22 protein-coding genes and 1 pseudogene are annotated in these 18,659 nt (G+C 28.8%); 21 read left to right on the plus strand and 2 right to left on the minus strand.

Features of this window, described 5'->3' with window-relative positions; genetic code table 11:
• The first annotated feature begins 4 nt into the window (after positions 1 to 4).
• The 16 genes and pseudogenes from J2Z24_RS09820 to J2Z24_RS09890 all read left to right on the plus strand — a co-directional run bounded on the left by J2Z24_RS09820 (position 5) and on the right by J2Z24_RS09890 (position 12,552).
• Entirely contained in the window at positions 5 to 733 is a 729-nt protein-coding gene (locus J2Z24_RS09820) for an energy-coupling factor ABC transporter ATP-binding protein (RefSeq protein WP_035151336.1), read from the plus strand.
• A 151-nt stretch (positions 734 to 884) separates the two neighbouring features.
• A complete protein-coding gene (locus J2Z24_RS09825) occupies positions 885 to 1,721 on the plus strand; it encodes an AraC family transcriptional regulator (protein WP_035151338.1) in 837 nt (278 codons plus the stop codon).
• 93 nt (positions 1,722 to 1,814) lie between these two features.
• Positions 1,815 to 2,363, plus strand: coding sequence for a DUF6144 family protein (locus J2Z24_RS09830; RefSeq protein ID WP_035151341.1), 549 nt, complete (start codon positions 1,815 to 1,817; stop codon positions 2,361 to 2,363).
• Positions 2,364 to 2,659: 296 nt separating this feature from the next.
• The gene (locus tag J2Z24_RS09835; protein ID WP_035151345.1) at positions 2,660 to 3,100 is read left to right on the plus strand and encodes a GNAT family N-acetyltransferase; all 441 of its coding nucleotides are present in this window, start codon (positions 2,660 to 2,662) and stop codon (positions 3,098 to 3,100) included.
• A 166-nt stretch (positions 3,101 to 3,266) separates the two neighbouring features.
• Positions 3,267 to 3,791: a CPBP family intramembrane glutamic endopeptidase gene (locus tag J2Z24_RS09840; RefSeq protein WP_035151348.1), complete on the plus strand. Its 525-nt coding sequence runs from the start codon at positions 3,267 to 3,269 to the stop codon at positions 3,789 to 3,791.
• A gap of 220 nt (positions 3,792 to 4,011) precedes the next feature.
• Positions 4,012 to 4,761: a GNAT family N-acetyltransferase gene (locus tag J2Z24_RS09845; RefSeq protein ID WP_035151351.1), complete on the plus strand. Its 750-nt coding sequence runs from the start codon at positions 4,012 to 4,014 to the stop codon at positions 4,759 to 4,761.
• A 165-nt stretch (positions 4,762 to 4,926) separates the two neighbouring features.
• Positions 4,927 to 4,998: pseudogene (locus J2Z24_RS21400) on the plus strand (glutamine amidotransferase); the annotation flags it as partial.
• A gap of 52 nt (positions 4,999 to 5,050) precedes the next feature.
• A complete protein-coding gene (locus tag J2Z24_RS09850) occupies positions 5,051 to 5,767 on the plus strand; it encodes a response regulator transcription factor (RefSeq protein WP_035151353.1) in 717 nt (238 codons plus the stop codon).
• Between the two features lie 108 nt (positions 5,768 to 5,875).
• Positions 5,876 to 6,787 (plus strand): ABC transporter ATP-binding protein, encoded by a 912-nt coding sequence (locus J2Z24_RS09855; protein WP_035151355.1) that lies wholly within the window; start codon positions 5,876 to 5,878, stop codon positions 6,785 to 6,787.
• Between the two features lie 157 nt (positions 6,788 to 6,944).
• Positions 6,945 to 7,517, plus strand: coding sequence for a hypothetical protein (locus J2Z24_RS09860; RefSeq protein ID WP_241392952.1), 573 nt, complete (start codon positions 6,945 to 6,947; stop codon positions 7,515 to 7,517).
• Positions 7,518 to 7,531: 14 nt separating this feature from the next.
• Entirely contained in the window at positions 7,532 to 8,245 is a 714-nt protein-coding gene (locus tag J2Z24_RS09865) for an ABC transporter permease (protein ID WP_035151358.1), read from the plus strand.
• Positions 8,246 to 8,313: 68 nt separating this feature from the next.
• On the plus strand, positions 8,314 to 9,237 hold the full coding sequence (locus J2Z24_RS09870) for an ABC transporter ATP-binding protein (RefSeq protein WP_035151360.1): 924 nt from the start codon (positions 8,314 to 8,316) through the stop codon (positions 9,235 to 9,237).
• On the plus strand, positions 9,230 to 9,970 hold the full coding sequence (locus tag J2Z24_RS09875) for an ABC transporter permease (RefSeq protein ID WP_035151362.1): 741 nt from the start codon (positions 9,230 to 9,232) through the stop codon (positions 9,968 to 9,970). The genes J2Z24_RS09870 and J2Z24_RS09875 overlap by 8 nt, the downstream gene beginning before the upstream one ends.
• A 115-nt stretch (positions 9,971 to 10,085) precedes the next feature.
• Positions 10,086 to 10,985 carry a sensor histidine kinase gene (locus tag J2Z24_RS09880; RefSeq protein WP_035151365.1) on the plus strand — a complete coding sequence of 300 codons (900 nt, stop codon included), beginning with the start codon at positions 10,086 to 10,088 and terminating at the stop codon, positions 10,983 to 10,985.
• A gap of 30 nt (positions 10,986 to 11,015) precedes the next feature.
• Complete coding sequence (locus J2Z24_RS09885; RefSeq protein WP_035151368.1) at positions 11,016 to 12,101, plus strand: UvrB/UvrC motif-containing protein; 1,086 nt, start codon at positions 11,016 to 11,018, stop codon at positions 12,099 to 12,101.
• A 286-nt stretch (positions 12,102 to 12,387) separates the two neighbouring features.
• Entirely contained in the window at positions 12,388 to 12,552 is a 165-nt protein-coding gene (locus J2Z24_RS09890) for a hypothetical protein (protein WP_244983372.1), read from the plus strand.
• Between the two features lie 285 nt (positions 12,553 to 12,837).
• Here the strand turns inward: J2Z24_RS09890 and J2Z24_RS09895 are convergent, their stop codons facing one another.
• Positions 12,838 to 12,999, minus strand: a complete 162-nt coding sequence (locus J2Z24_RS09895) for a hypothetical protein (RefSeq protein WP_162175688.1) — start codon at positions 12,997 to 12,999, stop codon at positions 12,838 to 12,840.
• 213 nt (positions 13,000 to 13,212) lie between these two features.
• On the opposite strand from J2Z24_RS09895, the gene J2Z24_RS09900 reads away from it, so the two are divergent.
• From J2Z24_RS09900 to J2Z24_RS09920, 5 genes are all read left to right on the plus strand, one after another.
• Entirely contained in the window at positions 13,213 to 13,365 is a 153-nt protein-coding gene (locus J2Z24_RS09900) for a hypothetical protein (RefSeq protein ID WP_206538620.1), read from the plus strand.
• Positions 13,366 to 13,564: 199 nt separating this feature from the next.
• On the plus strand, positions 13,565 to 14,134 hold the full coding sequence (locus J2Z24_RS09905) for a TetR/AcrR family transcriptional regulator (protein ID WP_035151374.1): 570 nt from the start codon (positions 13,565 to 13,567) through the stop codon (positions 14,132 to 14,134).
• A gap of 80 nt (positions 14,135 to 14,214) precedes the next feature.
• Positions 14,215 to 14,706 (plus strand): hypothetical protein, encoded by a 492-nt coding sequence (locus tag J2Z24_RS09910; protein ID WP_035151375.1) that lies wholly within the window; start codon positions 14,215 to 14,217, stop codon positions 14,704 to 14,706.
• Positions 14,707 to 14,750: 44 nt separating this feature from the next.
• Positions 14,751 to 15,632: a hypothetical protein gene (locus J2Z24_RS09915; RefSeq protein WP_035151377.1), complete on the plus strand. Its 882-nt coding sequence runs from the start codon at positions 14,751 to 14,753 to the stop codon at positions 15,630 to 15,632.
• 240 nt (positions 15,633 to 15,872) lie between these two features.
• Positions 15,873 to 17,030, plus strand: coding sequence for a MerR family transcriptional regulator (locus J2Z24_RS09920; RefSeq protein ID WP_035151379.1), 1,158 nt, complete (start codon positions 15,873 to 15,875; stop codon positions 17,028 to 17,030).
• A gap of 93 nt (positions 17,031 to 17,123) precedes the next feature.
• Here the strand turns inward: J2Z24_RS09920 and J2Z24_RS09925 are convergent, their stop codons facing one another.
• Positions 17,124 to 18,449, minus strand: coding sequence for a DUF4317 domain-containing protein (locus tag J2Z24_RS09925; protein WP_035151380.1), 1,326 nt, complete (start codon positions 18,447 to 18,449; stop codon positions 17,124 to 17,126).
• Positions 18,450 to 18,659: the final 210 nt, after the last annotated feature.

Consider the following 18,659-nt stretch of genomic DNA (forward strand, 5'->3'; position numbering starts at 1 on the left):
TTTTATGATTGATATAAAAAATGTTTCCTATTCATATGACAAGAACGTTGAAGCATTAAAAAATATAGATTTATATGTTCAGGAGGGTGAAGCTATTGCTTTGATAGGGGTAAACGGCAGTGGAAAGTCTACGCTAATGAAATTGATTAATGGTTTAATATCTCCACAGCAAGGGGGATACTTTTTTGAAGGCGAAGAAATAACTTATAAGAAATTACAGAAGGAAAAATTTTCAAAAGCATTTCATAAAAAAATAGGTTTTGTTTTTCAAAATTCAGAAGTACAGCTCTTCTGTTCCAATGTTTATGACGAAATAGCATTTGGACCAAGACAAATGGGAATCAGTGAAGAAGAAGTTGAAAAACGAGTAAATGACACTTTAAAACTATTGAAAATTGAGGAATTAAGGAATAGACATCCATATCATTTGAGTGGTGGAGAAAAGAAGAAAGTATCAATAGCCACTGTAGTGGTTCTAAATCCAGATGTATATATCTTTGATGAGCCGATGAATGGACTGGACCCTAGAACCAAAAGGTTTTTAAAAGAATTCATGATTAACATAAATAATGCTGGAAAAACTATTTTATGTTCTACACATGACTTTGAATACATAAACGGAATATTTAAAAGAGCAATAGTATTTTCAAAAGACCATTCAATCATTAGAGACGCTACTTATGATGAAATAATGAGCGATACTGGATTCCTATATGATAATAACATTATTTAATATATATTATGTAAGATTATATTTTCTATTATCAATGTTATTGATGAAAATTATCATTTTTAGTAATATTATTTATAAATGGAGATAAAATTATTAGGAAAATAGAATCATTAGTAACTATGTAAAAAGTATTTAGGGGAGTGGGACTAAAATGATAATTAAAAAGTCTTTGATAAATAAAGGTATTCAGTATATTTTACAGCATATAGATGAGGATATTTCTATTGAAGATGTTGCTAATCACTGTAATTTTTCAAAATATCATTTTAGCAGAATGTTTAAAGAGGAAACAGGAGTAAGTATTTATGCTTTTATCAAACGTATAAAAATGGATCAAAGTGCAGTAAGTCTTAAGGTTGAAAAAGATAAAACTATTACTGATATTGGAGTTAATTATGGATACAGTTCTTCGAATTATAGTTCAGCCTTTAGCAAGCAGTATAGTATTTGTCCAGTGGAATTTAGAAAGTCTATGAATTCAACAGGTGTTGCTAATCCATTTTATCCTAGTGAATATAATATTTTTAAGTCTTTTGAATATTATGATGAGAAGATTATTATACAAAATCTAGCTGATTTTAAAGTGATTTATGAAAGATATATTGGAAATTATAGTGATATAGGAGTTAATTGGTATAGTTTTATGGAACGGTACAAAACATATATTAAAGCAGATACACTTTTGATTGAAAAATCTTATGATGATCCAGCTATTACCCAATTAGACAAATGCATATATGATTTATGTATCACTGCTAACGAAGATGTAGAGCTCGAAAATGTTACAACCATAAAAGGTGGCAAATTTGCAGTTTATCGGTTTAATGGATTTATACATGATATTTTTGTCACATTCCAGGGGATTTTTAACATTTGGCTTCCACGTAGTGGATATAAAATGGATGAAAGATATGGATTAGGCATTTACCACAATATTGATAGAAAAAATAATCATGTTGCTATGGATTTATGTATTGCTATTAAATAGAGCAAGAATTCAGAAGTAAAAAAGTAAGATTTCCTTTATTATGAGGATAGTGACAAAGCTATCACTAAATAAAGTTATGAAAAGAGGAATTTTATGTTTGATATAAGGAAAATCCAAGAGCATGTTATTTATGAAGCTGTAAAAAATCATAGCAATGAAGAGATTGCTAAGGAAGTTGTATATGGAAAAGAGGAAAGTGGTAAATCAGAGGATAATGCTATATGGGTAAATTCTACAATGAAGAGATTAGAAAGCAAATTTGATAAGGTAACTACTAAGAAGATTAGAATGAAGTGTCAGTGTGGATATGGAATGGATAAGAAGTTAGAATTAGTGAAGGAACTAATGGAATTATCATCAAGTTTAGAGGAGCTTGGAAATTTACAGAAAGCAAAAGATGCAGGGTTATTTTATGAAAATGGAGATCTATATTTACAATTTAATTTTTGTCCATGCCCAATGCTTGCAGATGTAGATAGGCTAGATTCTGATGCATGGTGTCAATGTACTACTGGGTATAGTAAAGTACTATTTGAAGAAGCTTTTCAGTGTAAAGTTGATGTGGAGCTATTAAAAAGTATAAAAATGGGTAATGAAAGATGCCTTATGAAAATAATGCCAGAAGGGGTTATATGGAAATAGAACAATTTTTATAATAAATTAAAGTTGTATTAATAGTTATGGTAATAGAACATTGTAGTTGGTCATTTGAAAAGGCTATGGAAAAACCTCACTTACAGTAGTTACGGTGAACCGTACCATAAATAAGTGAGGTTTTTAGTTTAGGTATTGATATGACTTGATTAAGGTTGATTACATATGTGGAAATACCGTATCACAAGTAATGATAAATTAACAAAATATGTTATAATAAAAGAGGGAAATAATTTTTAAGTCATAGACAAATTGATAATTTGAAAGAAAAGTTGAGGTGTACAATGGAACTAAAAGTAATTAAGTTATCAGAAGAATATTTGGAAGAATGTGTAGATTTATTTATAGATACATTTTCAAGAGCCCCCTGGAATGATGAATATGATTCCAGACAACAGGTAAAGAATTTTTTCATAAATCATATGAAAAATAATTATTTTTTAGGATATATAGGATTAATAGATAAAGAAGTTGTAGCATTAAGTGTAGGAATGAAAAAGCCGTGGATTTGTGGTATGGAGTATTACATAGATGAATTTTGCATAGGGGATGGTTTTCAAGGAAAAGGTATTGGTAGTCTGTTTTTGAAAGATATAGAAAAGTTATTATATGATGAAAAAGTAGAAGGAATGATACTAAATACAGAAAGAGATTATCCGTCTTGTAAGTTCTATGAAAAAAATGGCTTTCAAGTCTTAGGAAATCTGATTGTTTTGGGCAAATAAAAAATTGCGAGAACAGACAAATCCCCAATTTATTACTTATATTTTTACTTGTGGTCAAGCTATATATTTGTATTTCATAGTAAATATGAGGATTTACCATAATATCCCTAATATGTGCTATAATTAATTGGTAGTAGTGGATATATATGTAGAAAGGTGGAAGAATATGAACGAAATCAATGCACTTATTAATGAAATTAGTGGTACTATACTTAATATCTTATTGTTTTCAATTATACCTTTTATATGGTATCTAATTAGAGAAAAAACAGTAAAAGGATTTGTTTATTCAATAGGTATTTATAAACCTCATAAAATTAACCTTGTTATGACAATTTTTGTTATTACTACAGTTTACTTAATAACATTATCAACTAATGTTTTGGTAATCAAATTAGGGTATAGTGGCAGAAGTATTGTTGATACTCATGACTTCACAAGAATAACATTTTTCATTTATCTTTTGCTTTACGGCTTGAAAACAGGAATAGCAGAAGAAATCTTTTTTAGGGGATTTGTTGCAAAGAAACTTATTAAAAAACTTGGATTTTCAAAGGGAAATGTCGCTCAAGCTCTTGTGTTTGCATTGCCACATTTCGTAACACTAGGTTCAGCATCTTTAGTAGATATCATTGTACGAATTATAAATGCTTTTTTTTTTAGGATATACATTTGGATATATTATGGATAGAAAAAGTAATGGGAGCATTATACCAGTTATGATTTCACATATACTTATCAATATGATCTCAAGTTTATTATTGTCAATGATCCTATAGGATATTTATTATGAATATAATTTATAGTTTTCGTCTAGGACACAATATAAATATATGGAGAAGTAAATATGATTTCTTAAACATAGATTTTCTAAATCTATGTTAGAATTTGGAAGAGAGGAAAATTAAAATATGTGTACTGATTTTGTTAACTTAACAAAAGAAAATCTTGCTAATGAACATTTATGCTGTATTATACGCAGTAGAAAACCTCATCAAGGTATTGACGAAAAACGACAATGGCTTTCTGATAGACTAAATGAAGGGCATGTTTTTAGAAAGTTAAATGAAAAGGCAATAGTTTTTATTGAATATGCTCCTCTTGAAATAGCTTGGGTTCCTATAACTGGCGATAACTATTACTATATATATTGCTTATGGGTTTCCGGTAGTTATAAAGGAAAAGGGTATGGAAAATCACTAATGGAGTATTGTTTGGCAGATGCAAGAGAAAAGGGTAAATCAGGTATTTGCATGCTGGGAGCAAAGAAACAAAAACATTGGCTTTCTGATCAATCATTTGTGAAGAAGTTTGGTTTTGAGGTTGTTGATACTACCGATAATGGATATGAACTACTTGCACTTTCTTTTGATGGAACAACACCAAAGTTCACAGAAAATGCTAAAAAACAAGAAATTGAATGTAAAGATTTAATAATTTATTATGATATGCAATGCCCTTATATCTATCAAAACATTGAGAAGATAAAACAGTATTGTGAAATGAATGATGTTCCTGTATCTTTAATTCAAGTGGATATACTACAAAAAGCAAAGGAATTGCCTTGTGTTTTTAATAACTATGGTGTGTTTTATAAAGGAAAATTTGAGACGGTGAATTTATTAGATATCGGAAGTTTAGAGAGAATACTCAAGAAATGAGAATACAATTTTGGGTTTTTCTTTTGATAATTAGGACTGTCTATTAAAAAGAAGAGTCACTTGAATGTATGATGGAGATATAGCTATAATAGAAATATATTATAGCTATAAGGTTTGTTAAATTAGAATTTATTGAACAGGGTATTTTTTATATATTAATAAAAGGAAGAAAATAATCAGATTTTAGAAAAAGCTCTATCATATATAGATAAGGGTATTCTTGTAGGGGCTATATGTGAGGATAAAGAAGTAGATAAGAAAATTAAATTGAAGCAGAAGGTGTAAATGCATGTTAGATAATATTAATAGTATAAACAAAGTAAAAATATTAGTGGTGGAGGATGACAATGACATAAATAATATGCTGACTAATTTAGTGCGAAGAAATGGATATGAGGCTATACAAGCATATTCAGGTACAGAGGCAGCGCTTCACTTAAAGAGTACTGAGTTTAATCTAGTTCTTCTGGATATAATGATTCCTGGTATGGATGGTAAAGAGTTATTGACAAGAATTAGAAAAACTATGGACATGCCAGTTATAGTGATTTCTGCAAGGATTGATAAGACGGATAAAATAGAAATGCTTAATATGGGAGCAGATGATTATATTACTAAACCCTTTGATATAGACGAATTGTCCGCAAGGATAAATTCAAATCTAAGAAGATATTCAAAAGATAATAGCATGGCCAGTGAATCCAGGAACAGCTTATCCTTTAAGGATATTACATTAAATAAAGAGACCAAAGAGGTTTTAGTTAATGGGAATGGGGTAAATCTTACTGCTAGGGAGTTTATAATATTGGAGTTGTTTCTAAGCAATCCGAAAAAGGTTTTCTCAAAGGCTAACTTGTTTGAAAGTGTGTGGGGAGAAGAATATATGGGGGATGACAATACTGTAAATGTCCACATGAGCAATCTGAGAGGAAAGCTGCAGAAATGCAACAAAGAAGAAGAATATATAGAAACCATTTGGGGAATGGGCTATAAATTAAAGCTATAATTTAAACTTAAAGAATGAACTTAAGGTTTTCTTAAGGATTTCTTTAAGTTTTTTTATTTTTCCTCTTATAAACTTAGAACATAAGGTTTGGCAATAAGGAGGATATTTATGAGTAAAGTATTAAGTATTAAAAATGTAAATAAGTTTTATGGAAAGCAGAAGGTTTTAGATAATATTAATTTATCCTTAGAACCTGGGGAGATAATGGGGCTTGTTGGACCAAATGGAGCTGGAAAAACAACCATAATGAAGATAATAACAAGGCTTATAAAAAACTATGATGGCGATATTTTCATAGGTGATGAAAATATTAGAACCAATAGAAAACATGATACAAAACAAATAGGATGTGCAATTGAGACGCCTGGTTTTTATCCAAATTTGACTGGATACGAAAACTTATTATTCTTTGCAGAGATTTCAGGCTTAAAGGATAAGAAGGAAATTGAAGAGATAGCTAAGAGATTAGGCATAGAAGGTTATCTTAATAAAAAGGTTAAAACCTATTCTTTAGGAATGCGACAAAGATTAGGCGTAGCTCAAGCGGTATTAGCTTATCCTCAAATATTAATACTAGATGAACCAACTAACGGTATGGACCCGGCGATAATTCCACAACTTAGAGAATTCATAAAGTATATAGCTGCAAAAAAAGGCGCCACTGTACTAATATCAAGCCATATATTATCCGAGATTGAATTAATGTGTGATAGAGTTACCTTTATTCAAGGGGGAAAAATTATTAAGGTAGAAGACTTAAAGAAGGTTCAAAAGGATATTTCGACTATGGCTTTTGTTACTAGCAGACTTGATGATTTAAAGAAATTCTTTAATGAAAGAAAAACAGATTATAAGGTTACAGGAGAAGATAGCTTACAGGTTGTATTGAAAAATAATGAAATTGAAGCATTAACCTCTTGTATAGCTAAAAAAGACATACCTCTTAGAGGTGTTTATGAAGTAAAGGAAAGCTTAGAGGAAACATACTTAAAGGTTATGGAGGATGAAAAAAATGCATAATTTATTAAGGCTATCTTGGCTAAATGTAAAGAATAAGATGTTTTCAAGAATATTTTTATTTGGTATAGCTTGTGCCTTTGCTTATCCTTTATTATAGGTTTTTGCCATTTCTAAAAAGTATCATCTTGATTTGTATTGTTTTGAGATGGGAAGATTTATGTATGTAATAATGCTTTATGCTGCTGTTTCACTATTAAGAGATGATATTAAAGATAACACTACAAAAACAGTTTTTACTGGTGTATTCAGTAGAACTGAGATTATGATTTCAAAGGCAATATCCTTAGCTATATGGGGATGTGTCTTTGCCTTCTTTCTAGAAATTAATAATATAATTGTTTCAGCTATTCTTCATAAAACTATTGGGATTAATGGATTTTTAAGTGTTAATCATGTTCAAATATTTATCAACTATATTGTTATTCTTTTTTCTATGGGAGGCCTCATGCTTTTAATAGCCTCTATAGCCTTTAATGACAGTAAAAACATTTTATTTTATATTGTTTTCTTTGGTATGGTAAACTTTTTTACTTCAGCAATAGTTACAATGGTCCATAGAAAGCCAGAATTGAAAACTAAGTTTATAGCTTATATTGCCACACCTTTTTACAATGCTGTAGAGCTGGCAGGGTGGGATTTTAATCCACAAGCTATACTGATAAATCTTCTATGGGGTATTGGATTTTTGTCTATAGCCACTTTAATAATTAATAAAAGAGAGATTAAATAAGGGATGTGTTTACTTTGCAAAGAATTATGAAAGTTTTGACTTTAGATATGAAAATGAAGGGATTTTTTAAAGGTACAATTATTTCTTTATCAATGCTGCTTGGATTTTTATTAGTGGGCATTGAGGGAGAAATCTTATTTTTAAATTACCCAAAAGCTGCTATAAAAGGTACTGCTGTAGCATTGCTCTCTTTGCTACCTTATATTATTTTGGTAACTTTAAGTGTTTCTCTAACAAGAGAATTTGAAAACAAAACAGATAAAACTATCTTCACAGGAATATTTACCAGAACTGAAATAATAATTTCAAAGTTAATGAGTTTTGTGGCTACAGGTTTGGTATGCTGTGTTTTTTATATAGTAGTGTCAATAATATTTGGTGGGTTTTCCTTTAAAGGAACAGTAAACAGTGTTATGACTTTTACTATTTATACCTTTGCTTTAGGAAGCTTTACACTTTTAGTATCTGCTATTACTTCAAATGGTATTATAACAGGGTTAATAATTTATGCACTACATTTTGACTTAAGCTTGGCAGTACTAGGTCAAGCAATGGCTTCAACTAAAAGTTTATTTGTAAAAAGGGCCATTGAAAATCTACCATTTTTCATAGCAAATACTGGCTTTAAGGCAGGCATGTATACTTTTCAGCAAGCTTTTGTAATGATATTGTATGGAGTACTAGCATTAATCATAACTTTTGTTATAATTAATAAGAAAAACATATAAGTGTTGTAGATGTATAAATTAAGTGTCTACATAAAGCAAATTTAGATTTCATAGGAGATATTGAGTTAATGAAAGAGTGTGTACTAAAAGTAAATGGAGTTACCAAAAGCTACAGAGGAAATAAAATTCTTGATAATATTAATATGACAATAAAAAAAGGACAGATATATGGTCTTGTAGGGTTAAATGGAGCAGGAAAAAGTACTTTACTTAAGATTATAACTGGTCTTGTTATGCCAGACAGTGGAAGTCTAGAACTGTTTGGCCACCATGAGAAGAATAAAATAGAAGCAAATAGGAGACGTATAGGTGCATTAGTAGAAACAGTTGCACTTTATGACAATAAAACTGTATATGAAAATATGAATCTTAGTAGAATTCTAAAGGGAATTCCAGGAGAGGATTCTATAGATAAATTTTTAAATATAGTTGGACTAGCTGAACTAAAGCATAAAAAGGTAAAGAAAGTATCTTTAGGAAGCAAGCAAAGGCTTGGCATAGCCATGGCACTTTTAGGGGAACCAGAATTTCTGATTTTAGATGAACCTATAAATGGGTTAGATCCAATTAAGATAATAGAGATTAGGGACTTATTGATAAAATTAAATGTGGAATATAAAGTTACAATGATTATATCAAGCCACATATTAAGCGAACTTTATCATGTGGCAAATTATTATGGCATAATTCATAAGGGAAAACTAATTAAACAGATAAGCTTAGAAGAGCTAGAAGAACAGTGTAAAAACTATGTTCACATAAAGGTAGATGACACTGCTAAGGCTTCTGTAGTAATAAGTGAGAAATTGAACACAAAGAATTTTGTGGTACTACCAAGTAATATGATAAAGTTATATGATTATGTAGATTCCACTGGGAAGATAACAGAAATTCTAGTTAATGAAGGAATAACCGTTGAGCAGATTATGCCTATGGGAGATGATCTTGAAAGTTACTTCACAAGAATGGTTGGGGGGAGCAGAGATGCTTAATTTGTTAAAGATGGAGCTAAGAAAATTAAAAGCTTCAAAATTATTTTATTTCTTTATTTTTCTAAGTTTACTACAAGCAATTCCAGTATATCTGCTTTCACAAAGATTGGGCATCACTAATGGAAAGAATACTTTTAATTATATGCTTTTCCTTCAATTATCTCTTTCTTCAGGAATAACAATAGGGGTATTTGCGGTAGATGTTGTTTGCAACGAGTTTACATCAGCATATATAAAGAATCTAATAAGCTATGGGCATAAGAGAAGAAATATATATCTATCAAAAGCTATAACTGCCTATATAGGAATATATATCATTACTTTTATAGCACCAATAATAATAACAATTATTAATACTCATAAAAATGGTTTTGGAGAAGTGTTTACTACAAGCTCATTTTTATTTATGGTAAAAATATTTCTCATGGCATTGATTGCACATACAGCAATTGGAAGTATGGCAGTTTTAGTTTCCTTTATAGTGAGAAAGCCAGTAGCAGGGTGCGTTATAATAATGGGGATGGATTTTATAAACCGACTTTTAAATCTTATATACGTCCAAAAGCCCAATTTGAGATGGGCACTTGATAAATATCCTTATATGCAATTATCTTCGTTTTTTGCAGAAGAAGTAACTGAGATTCAAAAGATGCAATCCATAATGGCATTTTTATGTACTATATTAATAAGTACAGTTTTAGGAATTTATATTTTTAAAAGGTCAGATATATAGACACTAACTGACCATACTTAACTTATGTGATTAGATAAGCTAAGTTCCTAAGCTTCAGTAAGAGTAAGAACTTTTTCTGAAGCCAAGAATTCTGTTTATGAGAAGGAGAAATGGCATGATTTACTTAGTCTTAGTATTATCAATTCTAGTGGTATATTTAGGATTTCGCACATTTTATGCAGATATGCAAATAAAAAGTTTAATAAATCAGCTTACAGATATTAATGAAAACAAAACTCATAGTAAATTAACTATAGGATTATTAAATAAAAAGATTGAAAAGTTAACCCTTAAAATAAATGAAATAATACAACTAAAAAAACAGAGCGAGGGGAGTAAAATAAAGCTAGAAAGGGACTTAAGAAAAACTATTGCCAATATATCTCATGATTTAAGAACTCCTTTGACTTCCATTATAGGATATATTCAGTTTCTGAAGTTAGATAATATAAGTGAAGCTGAAAAAAATGAGTATGTAGTTATTGCAGAGAAAAGAGCAAAATCCCTTGAAAACTTGTTAAATGATTTTTATGAGCTATCATTAATCGAGTCTATGGATTATGAACTGCAGTCAGAGAAAATAAATATCAATAGAATAGTAGAAGAAGTGGTTTTAGGAAAGTATGCGGATTTCATGAACAAAGGAATAAATCCAACAGTAGAAATCCCAAAAGAAAATGTATATATTTTAGGCGATGCAAAAGCCTTTGAACGTATTATTGAAAATTTGCTTGGTAACACTGTAAAATATGCAAAAGATAGAGTTTCAATAAGCTTACAGGTTGAGAAAAACAAAACTTTTATAAAAGTAAGCAACAATGTGGATAACATAAGCAAAGAAGATGTGCAGAAAGTTTTTGACAGATTCTATATGGCAGATAAAACCCGCAATGGAAAAGGTACTGGGTTAGGGCTATCAATTGCAAAAGGATTAATAGAAAAAATGAATGGACAAATTTCTGCATCTCTGAAAGGAGACGAATTTACTATCATTATGGAAGTCCTTATAATGTAATTAATATTTACCTTTAGGAGGAGCATAAATTTGAATATAAAAGAAAAAATTAAAAAACTGCCTTCTTCACCAGGAGTATACCTTATGAAAGATTCGATAGATACTATTATTTATGTAGGAAAATCTAAAAATCTAAGAAATAGAGTTGGATCATATTTCATAAATTCTAAATCTCATTCTCCAAAGGTAATAAAACTAGTGAAAAATCTTAAGGACTTTGATTATATTCTAACAGATACAGAATTTGAAGCTTTATTGCTTGAATGTAAATTAATCAAAGAAATTAAACCAATATATAATAGACAAATGAAAAGTCCAAAAGGTTATTGCTATATCAAAATAAAAATGAAGGAGAAATATCCGGATATTGAAATCCATAGTGAGCCTAACAGTTCTGATGGAGGGCTTTATTTTGGACCTTATACTAATAAAAATACTGTAGAAAAAGCCATTTACGGTATAAAAGAACATAGTAAAATTTTATGTACTAATGGTTCTAGAAAGGCTTTAGGCTGTTTAAAGTATTCCATGAACTTGTGTATTGGTATGTGCACAGCTAATCCTTCTACTGACCATTATTTTGCTTTAGTAGAAAAAGTGATAAAATTGCTTAGTGGCACGGATTTAACTATTTTAAATGAAATGGAACAGGAAATGAATGTTGCTGCTGCAAATCTTGATTTTGAAGGTGCAGCCAAATATAGAGATTATATAAAAGCAGTAAAGCATTTAGTAAGTACTGCAAAAATTATTAAATTCATAGAAGCCAATAAAAATATTGTTTTGGTAGAATTTCTAAATAATGAAGAAATCAAGTTTTTTTTGATAAGATATAATAAACTGCTGTTTAGTGAAAAGTATAAGCTTAGCAATATTAGTATTAATGAATTAAAGCATAAATTTAAAAGTAATATTATATCCTATTTCAGTGATACTTTGAAAAGTTCAGTTAATATTGGTAAGAACGAAATAGATGAAGCTTATATAATATATAATTATTTAAAAAGTAAAGAAAGTACATGTAAATATATAGCTATTCCAGAACAATGGATTAATGATATGGACAGCTTAAGTGTTGACAGAGTTATTGATGAATTTATGAAAATTTTACCATAAATATTATTGCTTATTGTATAGTAAGTTATTTAAAACTCCCAATAATTCTTAATTATATACTTGTATTAATATTATAGTGGATTTCAAAGGTCGCACTTCAACTCCACAAATGAAATTGAGGAATATATATGAGCTATTAAAGAAATCTAATACAGTTTTTCATTTTATTATGCTTTAGGATTATGAAAGGTGAACCATACCATAAGTAAATGAGATTTATAGCCTTAGACAGGATAAAGAAAAAGCCATAGAAATGATTATAAATATGGTAAATGAAGCAAGTAGCATGGATGATTCCCTGAAGTCAAAATTATATAAGCATATGAAATTTCATGTAACCAACAGTTGGGATAAAGATAAATATGAACGATTAGTAAAATCCACAATTAAAAAAGACAAAACTCTTGATTTTGTGAAAAATGATTCTAGAATAAAATTTCTGTTGGAATAACGCTAAAGTTTGTACAGGTAGATAAGCTCAAATTTGTAGTTTGATGAAATTAGAGTTTTTAAATAAAAAAATATAGATGTTTATTTTTTATAAAAATTTGATATAGTAATATTAATGAAACTCCTTAGCGAGGCTAAGGAGTGCAGAATTCTAAAGGAATAAAATTTCTAAGAATTCTAGCAAGAAAAGCTTAGTGCTGAGAACACTAAGCTAATTCTTAGGACATTTATTTTGTTTTAGGGCTATTGGATAAAATTTATTATGTGAATTTAAGAGATGAAAGCACTATTCTTTTCCGGATGGGTGCTTTTTCTTTTTGCCACTAAGTTCTATATGAATACCAAGAAATTTAACCTTGATAATTAACTTAGAAATAAAAAGATTATGTTGTAAAACTAATTTAATAATATAAATAGTAACAAAACTTTTTATAGTTAGTTCTAGCATATCCAATACCACCCCCTTAGCTATAGTGAGATAATTCACCAATAGCCCAAGGAGGATAAAATATTCAAAACCGACCTAGCCATCCATCTACGGTCATTAAATTATGAAGGATATAAAAATGTAACTTTAATTGATTTAAGTGGTATTCCATTTGATGTATTAAGTATAACGGTATCTTTGATATCAAGAGTTCTGTTTGAGTATGGATATTATATGAAAAGAAGATATGGAAAAGTCGATACCCCGCTTTTACTTGTTTATGAAGAAGCACATAAATATGCCCCAAAATCTAGCTTAGTAAAATATCGTGCATCATCAAGTAATATTAATTACTTGGAAGAATGGAAGAAAGAATGGCTTAAATAATTTAATATTAGATTCTACGTTATACTCGTTACGGTGAACCTTATCATAAATGGCGTAAACTTTTATTAGTCTTGATGTTACTAGATTATTGGTTGTTAACATAACAAAAAAATTATATTATAAGAAATAAATTTATACTAAAAACATGTTTTCAGTATATACTGTTTATGCTATTATAGTATAAAGGGTGGTGGAATTTGTGAAATTTAATGATGTAAATATTGAACAAAGAATATTAGAAAAAACTACTGACTTGATATTTAGAAGAGGCATTAAAGGTTGGAATATGGATCAATTATCTCAGGAAGTAGGTTTAGCCAAAAATACATTATATAAGATAATAAGTTCAAAGGAAATTCTCATTGAGAAGATAGTAATTGAAAACATTAGAAGTGTACAGAAACAAATAGAAAGTGTCATTATTAATGAAAAAAATCATTTGGTTGCATTAGAAAAAGTTGTAGTCCTATTTCCCATTCTATTGAATAAATATTGTACTAGTTCAATGCAGGAAATATTTATAGAGTATCCAGCTATAGAAAAAAGTGTACGAAGTCATAAAGATGAAATAACAAAAAGTGTAATAGACTTCATTGGTAAATGCATTGAAGAAGGAATAATAAGGAGCGATATAACCAAAGAGTTTATGTTTGAAATGCTTCAAGCTTTAGTATTATATTTTATAAAAAGTGGTACAAAAGGTGAGGATATAACAAAAAAATTATCAGTTGCCTTTAATTGTCTCATGGATGGAGTAAGAAAAATATAAATTTTTTAAATATATTTATACTAAGTGGACTATATTAGTATAAATAATTTTAATGTATATAAAGATGGAGGATGATTGTAGTGTTATATACCAATCCTATTTATGGTTTTATAAGAAATTTATTATTGTTTATTACAGGAAGAGTTAATTATTCAAAAGAAGACATTGGCAAGAATATTACAATGGAGGATGGGAAAGTTTATACAGTTTTTAGAAGAGTCATAATTAAACATTTCTTTAATAAAAATAGAAAACCTGAAGGATTATTTATTATTAGGTTTAAGCCAGATGGAGTAACTATTGAAGAAAATATTAGATTCTCAAGAAAAGCTATGATGGTTTTTCAGGGATTTAAAGGCTTTAGGACTAAGTATTGGACTGTAGATTATAATACAGGAGAGTGTCAGGGGATCTATGAATGGGATTCTTATAAAGACGCTGTTAGGTATTCAAAATCAATTGCTGTAAAAGTAATGACAAATAGATCAGAAAATGGTTCTGTTTCTTTTAAAGTATTAGAAAATACAGAAGCTAATAGAAATTTTAAGATAAGGGATAAAAATTCCTTCTGAAGTTAAGAATTCTGTTTATTAGTGATAAGATTGGGGAAATGAAAATGAAGGTAAGTTCAAGAGAGATAAGAATTTCCATATTATATTTTGCTAATGCATTAATGATGAGTTTAGGAGTATTTTTAGTGACAAAATGTAATTTGATAAATTGGGATAGTAAGGTTGATCACGGAAAAATAGGAATTGTTGTTTGTGCAACCATTATGATGCTTTCAGTAATTCCACTCCTTATAATATCAATTTATCATATTAGGAAGGCTTTTAAATATAAGAAGATATACTATAATGAGGAAGTTTATATTGAATGGAAGTATGAAAAAAGTGAATGGAGAGAGCTTGTCATCAAAAATTTTAAAATTAATATTTTTAATGATTTGAAGGGTCATTTAAAGGCCATGACAATAGTTTTAATAATAACAATTATGGCATTAGAACTACATAATATTATAAATTTAAGAGGTACTGAAAAAATAGTTCCATATATAGTGATTTGTATGGTAGTGATAGTAGTAGTATTTTTAATAGATGTTTTAAAAGAAATTATAAGTTTAATAGATCATTTAATATTTACAAACTGTACTATTACCATTACTAAAGGAATGGCTATAGCTAATGAACAAGTTTATAGATTCAATATACAGTGTGAAAGTGAATTGGAAAATAAACAGATAAGGGATAAAAATATTGAAATAACTTATGCAGTGCCAAGTAAAACATCAAGAAAAATTGATAATATAAGGGCTTTAGAATATAAGGATTTAAAAAAATTAATAATTCCAATACCAAAAAATAAATATGAAGAGGCAGAAAAGTATATAGACGCACCTTATCCTATATATAATTATTTGAGAGATAAAAAAGAGAGAAAAAATAAAAAGAAAAGAAAATCATCCAAAGTTAGTACTAGTAAAAATAATCATGTTTGAAATTGTACTTTAAAATTATGTCAAATGGAGGAGAACCAAATCCAGATGATGGAGGCGATTTTCCTTCTTCTTTTGTTTTTAGAAGAAGATTTAGAATAAATTCTTTTATAGAGTGTTGACTCTAACACCACGTTATAGTGTAGTATAAAAATAGAGCTTAAAGATATTATCAAGTGATTCTTAGCCGGCAGATTATTAAATAATATTGTAAGCTCTAAAATCAAACTTTGAGGTGTAGTAATGAGAACAGTAAAACAAGTTTCGGATTTGACAGGAATAAGTGTGCGCGCACTACATTATTACGATGAAATAGGATTATTAAAACCAAGTGAGGTTACAGAGGCAGGATATAGACTTTATGACGATGAAGATCTTAAAACCTTACAACAGATTTTATTTTTTAAGGAACTTGATATACCTTTAAAAGATGTTAAAGAGATAATGTCCAGTCCATACTTTGATAAAATGGAAGCTCTAAAAAACCAAAAAAAGTTGCTTATGTTAAAACGCAAAAGATTGGATGGTTTAATAAAGCTTATAAATAAAACATTAAAAGGAGAAAGTACAATGAATTTTAAAGAATTTGATATGAGCGAATATTATAATGTATTGGAAGAATTTAAACAAGAACACGAAGATAAGGTAGTTAGAATTTATGGTAGTGTAGATAAATATAATGAATTTATTGAAAAATGTAAATCTAAGGAAGATGAAATTGCTAAAATGGCTATAAAGCAATATGGAAGTATTGAGAAGTATGCTAAAGCTGTAAAGAAAAATCTTAATAGCGATATGATAAATTTATCAGAACAATATGATAAGTTTAAAAAGGATTTTCTTAACGATAAGCATCCTAAATTAAAAGAATTATATAAAAAGCTTACAACTGACTTAAGTAAAGATCCTTCTTCAAAGGAGATTCAACAAATTGCTGAAGAAATAATTAATATAGTTAAAAAAGATTATGAAGCTTTCAAAATGGATAATGGAGATGATCATTGGTACTACATGGTACAAATTTATTTGGTATATCCTGAATGGATAGAAGCAGTTGATAAGAAATATGGCCAAGGTGCATCTAAATTTATCGGAGAAGCTCTAAAAAATTGTTCGAAAACTAAGCAGCCTAAAGTAGAAGAACTATATGAAAAGCTTGTATCTGATTTAAGTAAAGATCCTTATTCACAGGAGATTCAACAAATTGTTGAAGAAATATCAGATGAAAGTAAAAAAAATCAGGAAGTTTACAAAGTAGATGAGGGAGAAAATTATTGGGGTTACATGGCAGAACTTTATTTATCAAATTCTACTTTTATAAAAGTAATTGATAAGAAATATGGCAGTGGTGCATCTAAATTTATTGGAGAAGCTTTAAAATTTTATTCTGATAAAGTATAACGACTTCTAAAAAGTAAAACCCCTAAGAAGTCTGTTAATAAGCTTCAGTGGGAGTAAAACTCCTTCTGAAGCTTAGAAATCTGTTTATATAACTTAAATCAAATGGTCTAAGCCATTAACTGTGGTTTGTTCATTCTCATTAATAGGAATAACTATGCATTTTTGACCATCAATTATCTGAGATTTTATTTCAGGTATTTTTTCAGGCTTTACTTGAAGTATAACGTCATAGTCAGAAGTGATTTTGTTATCTTCTGAATTTGTATCCTCAGCTTCTTCTAAGACCACATTATCATCATTAATTTCTGTAGACAGGTCAGCTTCATTATCTATAGCCCCCTCTTGTTTAACTTGCTCAAGTCTAGCTTGAAGCATTTCTACTTTTTTTTCAAGCTGTTCTTCCTTTTTTCTTTGAGCATTTGCTTTAAGTACTTTTGAGTCAATTAAATTCTCTGCTAAAGGCAAGTCTTCACCAAAGTTTTCTACATAAGATTTTTCAATTTTAGTGGTAGCTTCTTCAGGAACTCCGCTTTCTATTAAAAGATTTTGTATATCCTTTTGTGTTAAGGTTATAGGTTCAGCATCTGTATCATCATATATTTCATTGTGTTCATCTATCATATTATTTAGGTTTTCTTGTATTTCCATAAAAGTTTTTTCAGCTTTTTTTTCATCAGCGTCAATATAATCTTTAATAATTGTTTGGAAGGTTTCTTTTTGGATAGTGGCAGTTTGTCTTGAAGAACAACCTAGAGCCTCTTCCATCAGTTCAGGATGTGGATCTTTTGCATTTTTAGTGTAGTACATAATAGAGTTAACATCTGAACTACGGTTAATAAAAGCAGGAAACACAAAGCCAAGGGTTGGAGCATTCACAACCCAATCTCTAATACGTGCCTTTATCTTCTTTTCTTCTTCAAAGTATCTAAGTCCAGGATCTGAAAGTGAAACGGGACATATTGCACATAGAATATACTCATATACTTCCTCAGATTCATCTATTTTAGCAGTATCAGTAGTTTTGGTAATAACATCGTAAGCATCATGAAAAACTAGTATTAAAAAATTACCAGTATAATCATAGCAATCTATAATGGAGTTATAAAAATCCTGAAGTAGAGCATCATCCTTTAATTGGCTTTTTTTAAGCTTAATAAGAGAAATCTGTTTTTCATTTTCAAGATTTTCATCAAGTGGAAAGTTAAGCTCTAAAATATTATTGCCAATAGTTCCAGATAGGACTTTTTTAGCAATTTCTAAATACTTAAAGTACTCATCCTCCTCTAAATTTAAAAAGGTTTCTCTAAAATTTAAAATAATATTTTTTTCACTATTAACATAGCAACCACACAATTTAGTGAAGGTGCACTGTTCTTTTTTTAAACGTTTTTTTAACTCAAGTATATCTTTCTTTTTCATATATAAATCCCTCCATTCATTAAGTATAGTATTTTTTTAATGTTAATAAAAGATTTTATTAGGTAAATTTAGTAACTATATTGGCTCATTTTCTTTTATGAAAACAGTTAAAGGAAATTGCAAAGTTTTTGTCTTTAAATAAATTATATAACAAATTAAAATGTATATTAAATGCTACGATATTCTAAAGTAATAATGAAAACTCAGTAT

Origin of the sequence: Clostridium tetanomorphum, assembly GCF_017873215.1 — a bacterium.
In the GTDB taxonomy this organism is placed as follows: Bacteria; Bacillota; Clostridia; order Clostridiales; family Clostridiaceae; genus Clostridium_AO; species Clostridium_AO tetanomorphum.

What these genes read in the sequence shown, in the direction of transcription:
- J2Z24_RS09820 (WP_035151336.1), top strand. Translation starts at nt 5, where the DNA reads ATGATTGATATAAAAAATGTTTCCTATTCATATGACAAGAACGTTGAA.
- J2Z24_RS09825 (WP_035151338.1), top strand. Translation starts at nt 885, where the DNA reads ATGATAATTAAAAAGTCTTTGATAAATAAAGGTATTCAGTATATTTTA.
- J2Z24_RS09830 (WP_035151341.1), top strand. Translation starts at nt 1,815, where the DNA reads ATGTTTGATATAAGGAAAATCCAAGAGCATGTTATTTATGAAGCTGTA.
- J2Z24_RS09835 (WP_035151345.1), top strand. Translation starts at nt 2,660, where the DNA reads ATGGAACTAAAAGTAATTAAGTTATCAGAAGAATATTTGGAAGAATGT.
- J2Z24_RS09840 (WP_035151348.1), top strand. Translation starts at nt 3,267, where the DNA reads ATGAACGAAATCAATGCACTTATTAATGAAATTAGTGGTACTATACTT.
- J2Z24_RS09845 (WP_035151351.1), top strand. Translation starts at nt 4,012, where the DNA reads ATGTGTACTGATTTTGTTAACTTAACAAAAGAAAATCTTGCTAATGAA.
- J2Z24_RS09850 (WP_035151353.1), top strand. Translation starts at nt 5,051, where the DNA reads ATGTTAGATAATATTAATAGTATAAACAAAGTAAAAATATTAGTGGTG.
- J2Z24_RS09855 (WP_035151355.1), top strand. Translation starts at nt 5,876, where the DNA reads ATGAGTAAAGTATTAAGTATTAAAAATGTAAATAAGTTTTATGGAAAG.
- J2Z24_RS09860 (WP_241392952.1), top strand. Translation starts at nt 6,945, where the DNA reads ATGTATGTAATAATGCTTTATGCTGCTGTTTCACTATTAAGAGATGAT.
- J2Z24_RS09870 (WP_035151360.1), top strand. Translation starts at nt 8,314, where the DNA reads ATGAAAGAGTGTGTACTAAAAGTAAATGGAGTTACCAAAAGCTACAGA.
- J2Z24_RS09875 (WP_035151362.1), top strand. Translation starts at nt 9,230, where the DNA reads ATGCTTAATTTGTTAAAGATGGAGCTAAGAAAATTAAAAGCTTCAAAA.
- J2Z24_RS09880 (WP_035151365.1), top strand. Translation starts at nt 10,086, where the DNA reads ATGATTTACTTAGTCTTAGTATTATCAATTCTAGTGGTATATTTAGGA.
- J2Z24_RS09890 (WP_244983372.1), top strand. Translation starts at nt 12,388, where the DNA reads ATGGATGATTCCCTGAAGTCAAAATTATATAAGCATATGAAATTTCAT.
- J2Z24_RS09895 (WP_162175688.1), bottom strand. Translation starts at nt 12,999, where the DNA reads ATGCTAGAACTAACTATAAAAAGTTTTGTTACTATTTATATTATTAAA.
- J2Z24_RS09900 (WP_206538620.1), top strand. Translation starts at nt 13,213, where the DNA reads ATGAAAAGAAGATATGGAAAAGTCGATACCCCGCTTTTACTTGTTTAT.
- J2Z24_RS09915 (WP_035151377.1), top strand. Translation starts at nt 14,751, where the DNA reads ATGAAGGTAAGTTCAAGAGAGATAAGAATTTCCATATTATATTTTGCT.
- J2Z24_RS09920 (WP_035151379.1), top strand. Translation starts at nt 15,873, where the DNA reads ATGAGAACAGTAAAACAAGTTTCGGATTTGACAGGAATAAGTGTGCGC.
- J2Z24_RS09925 (WP_035151380.1), bottom strand. Translation starts at nt 18,449, where the DNA reads ATGAAAAAGAAAGATATACTTGAGTTAAAAAAACGTTTAAAAAAAGAA.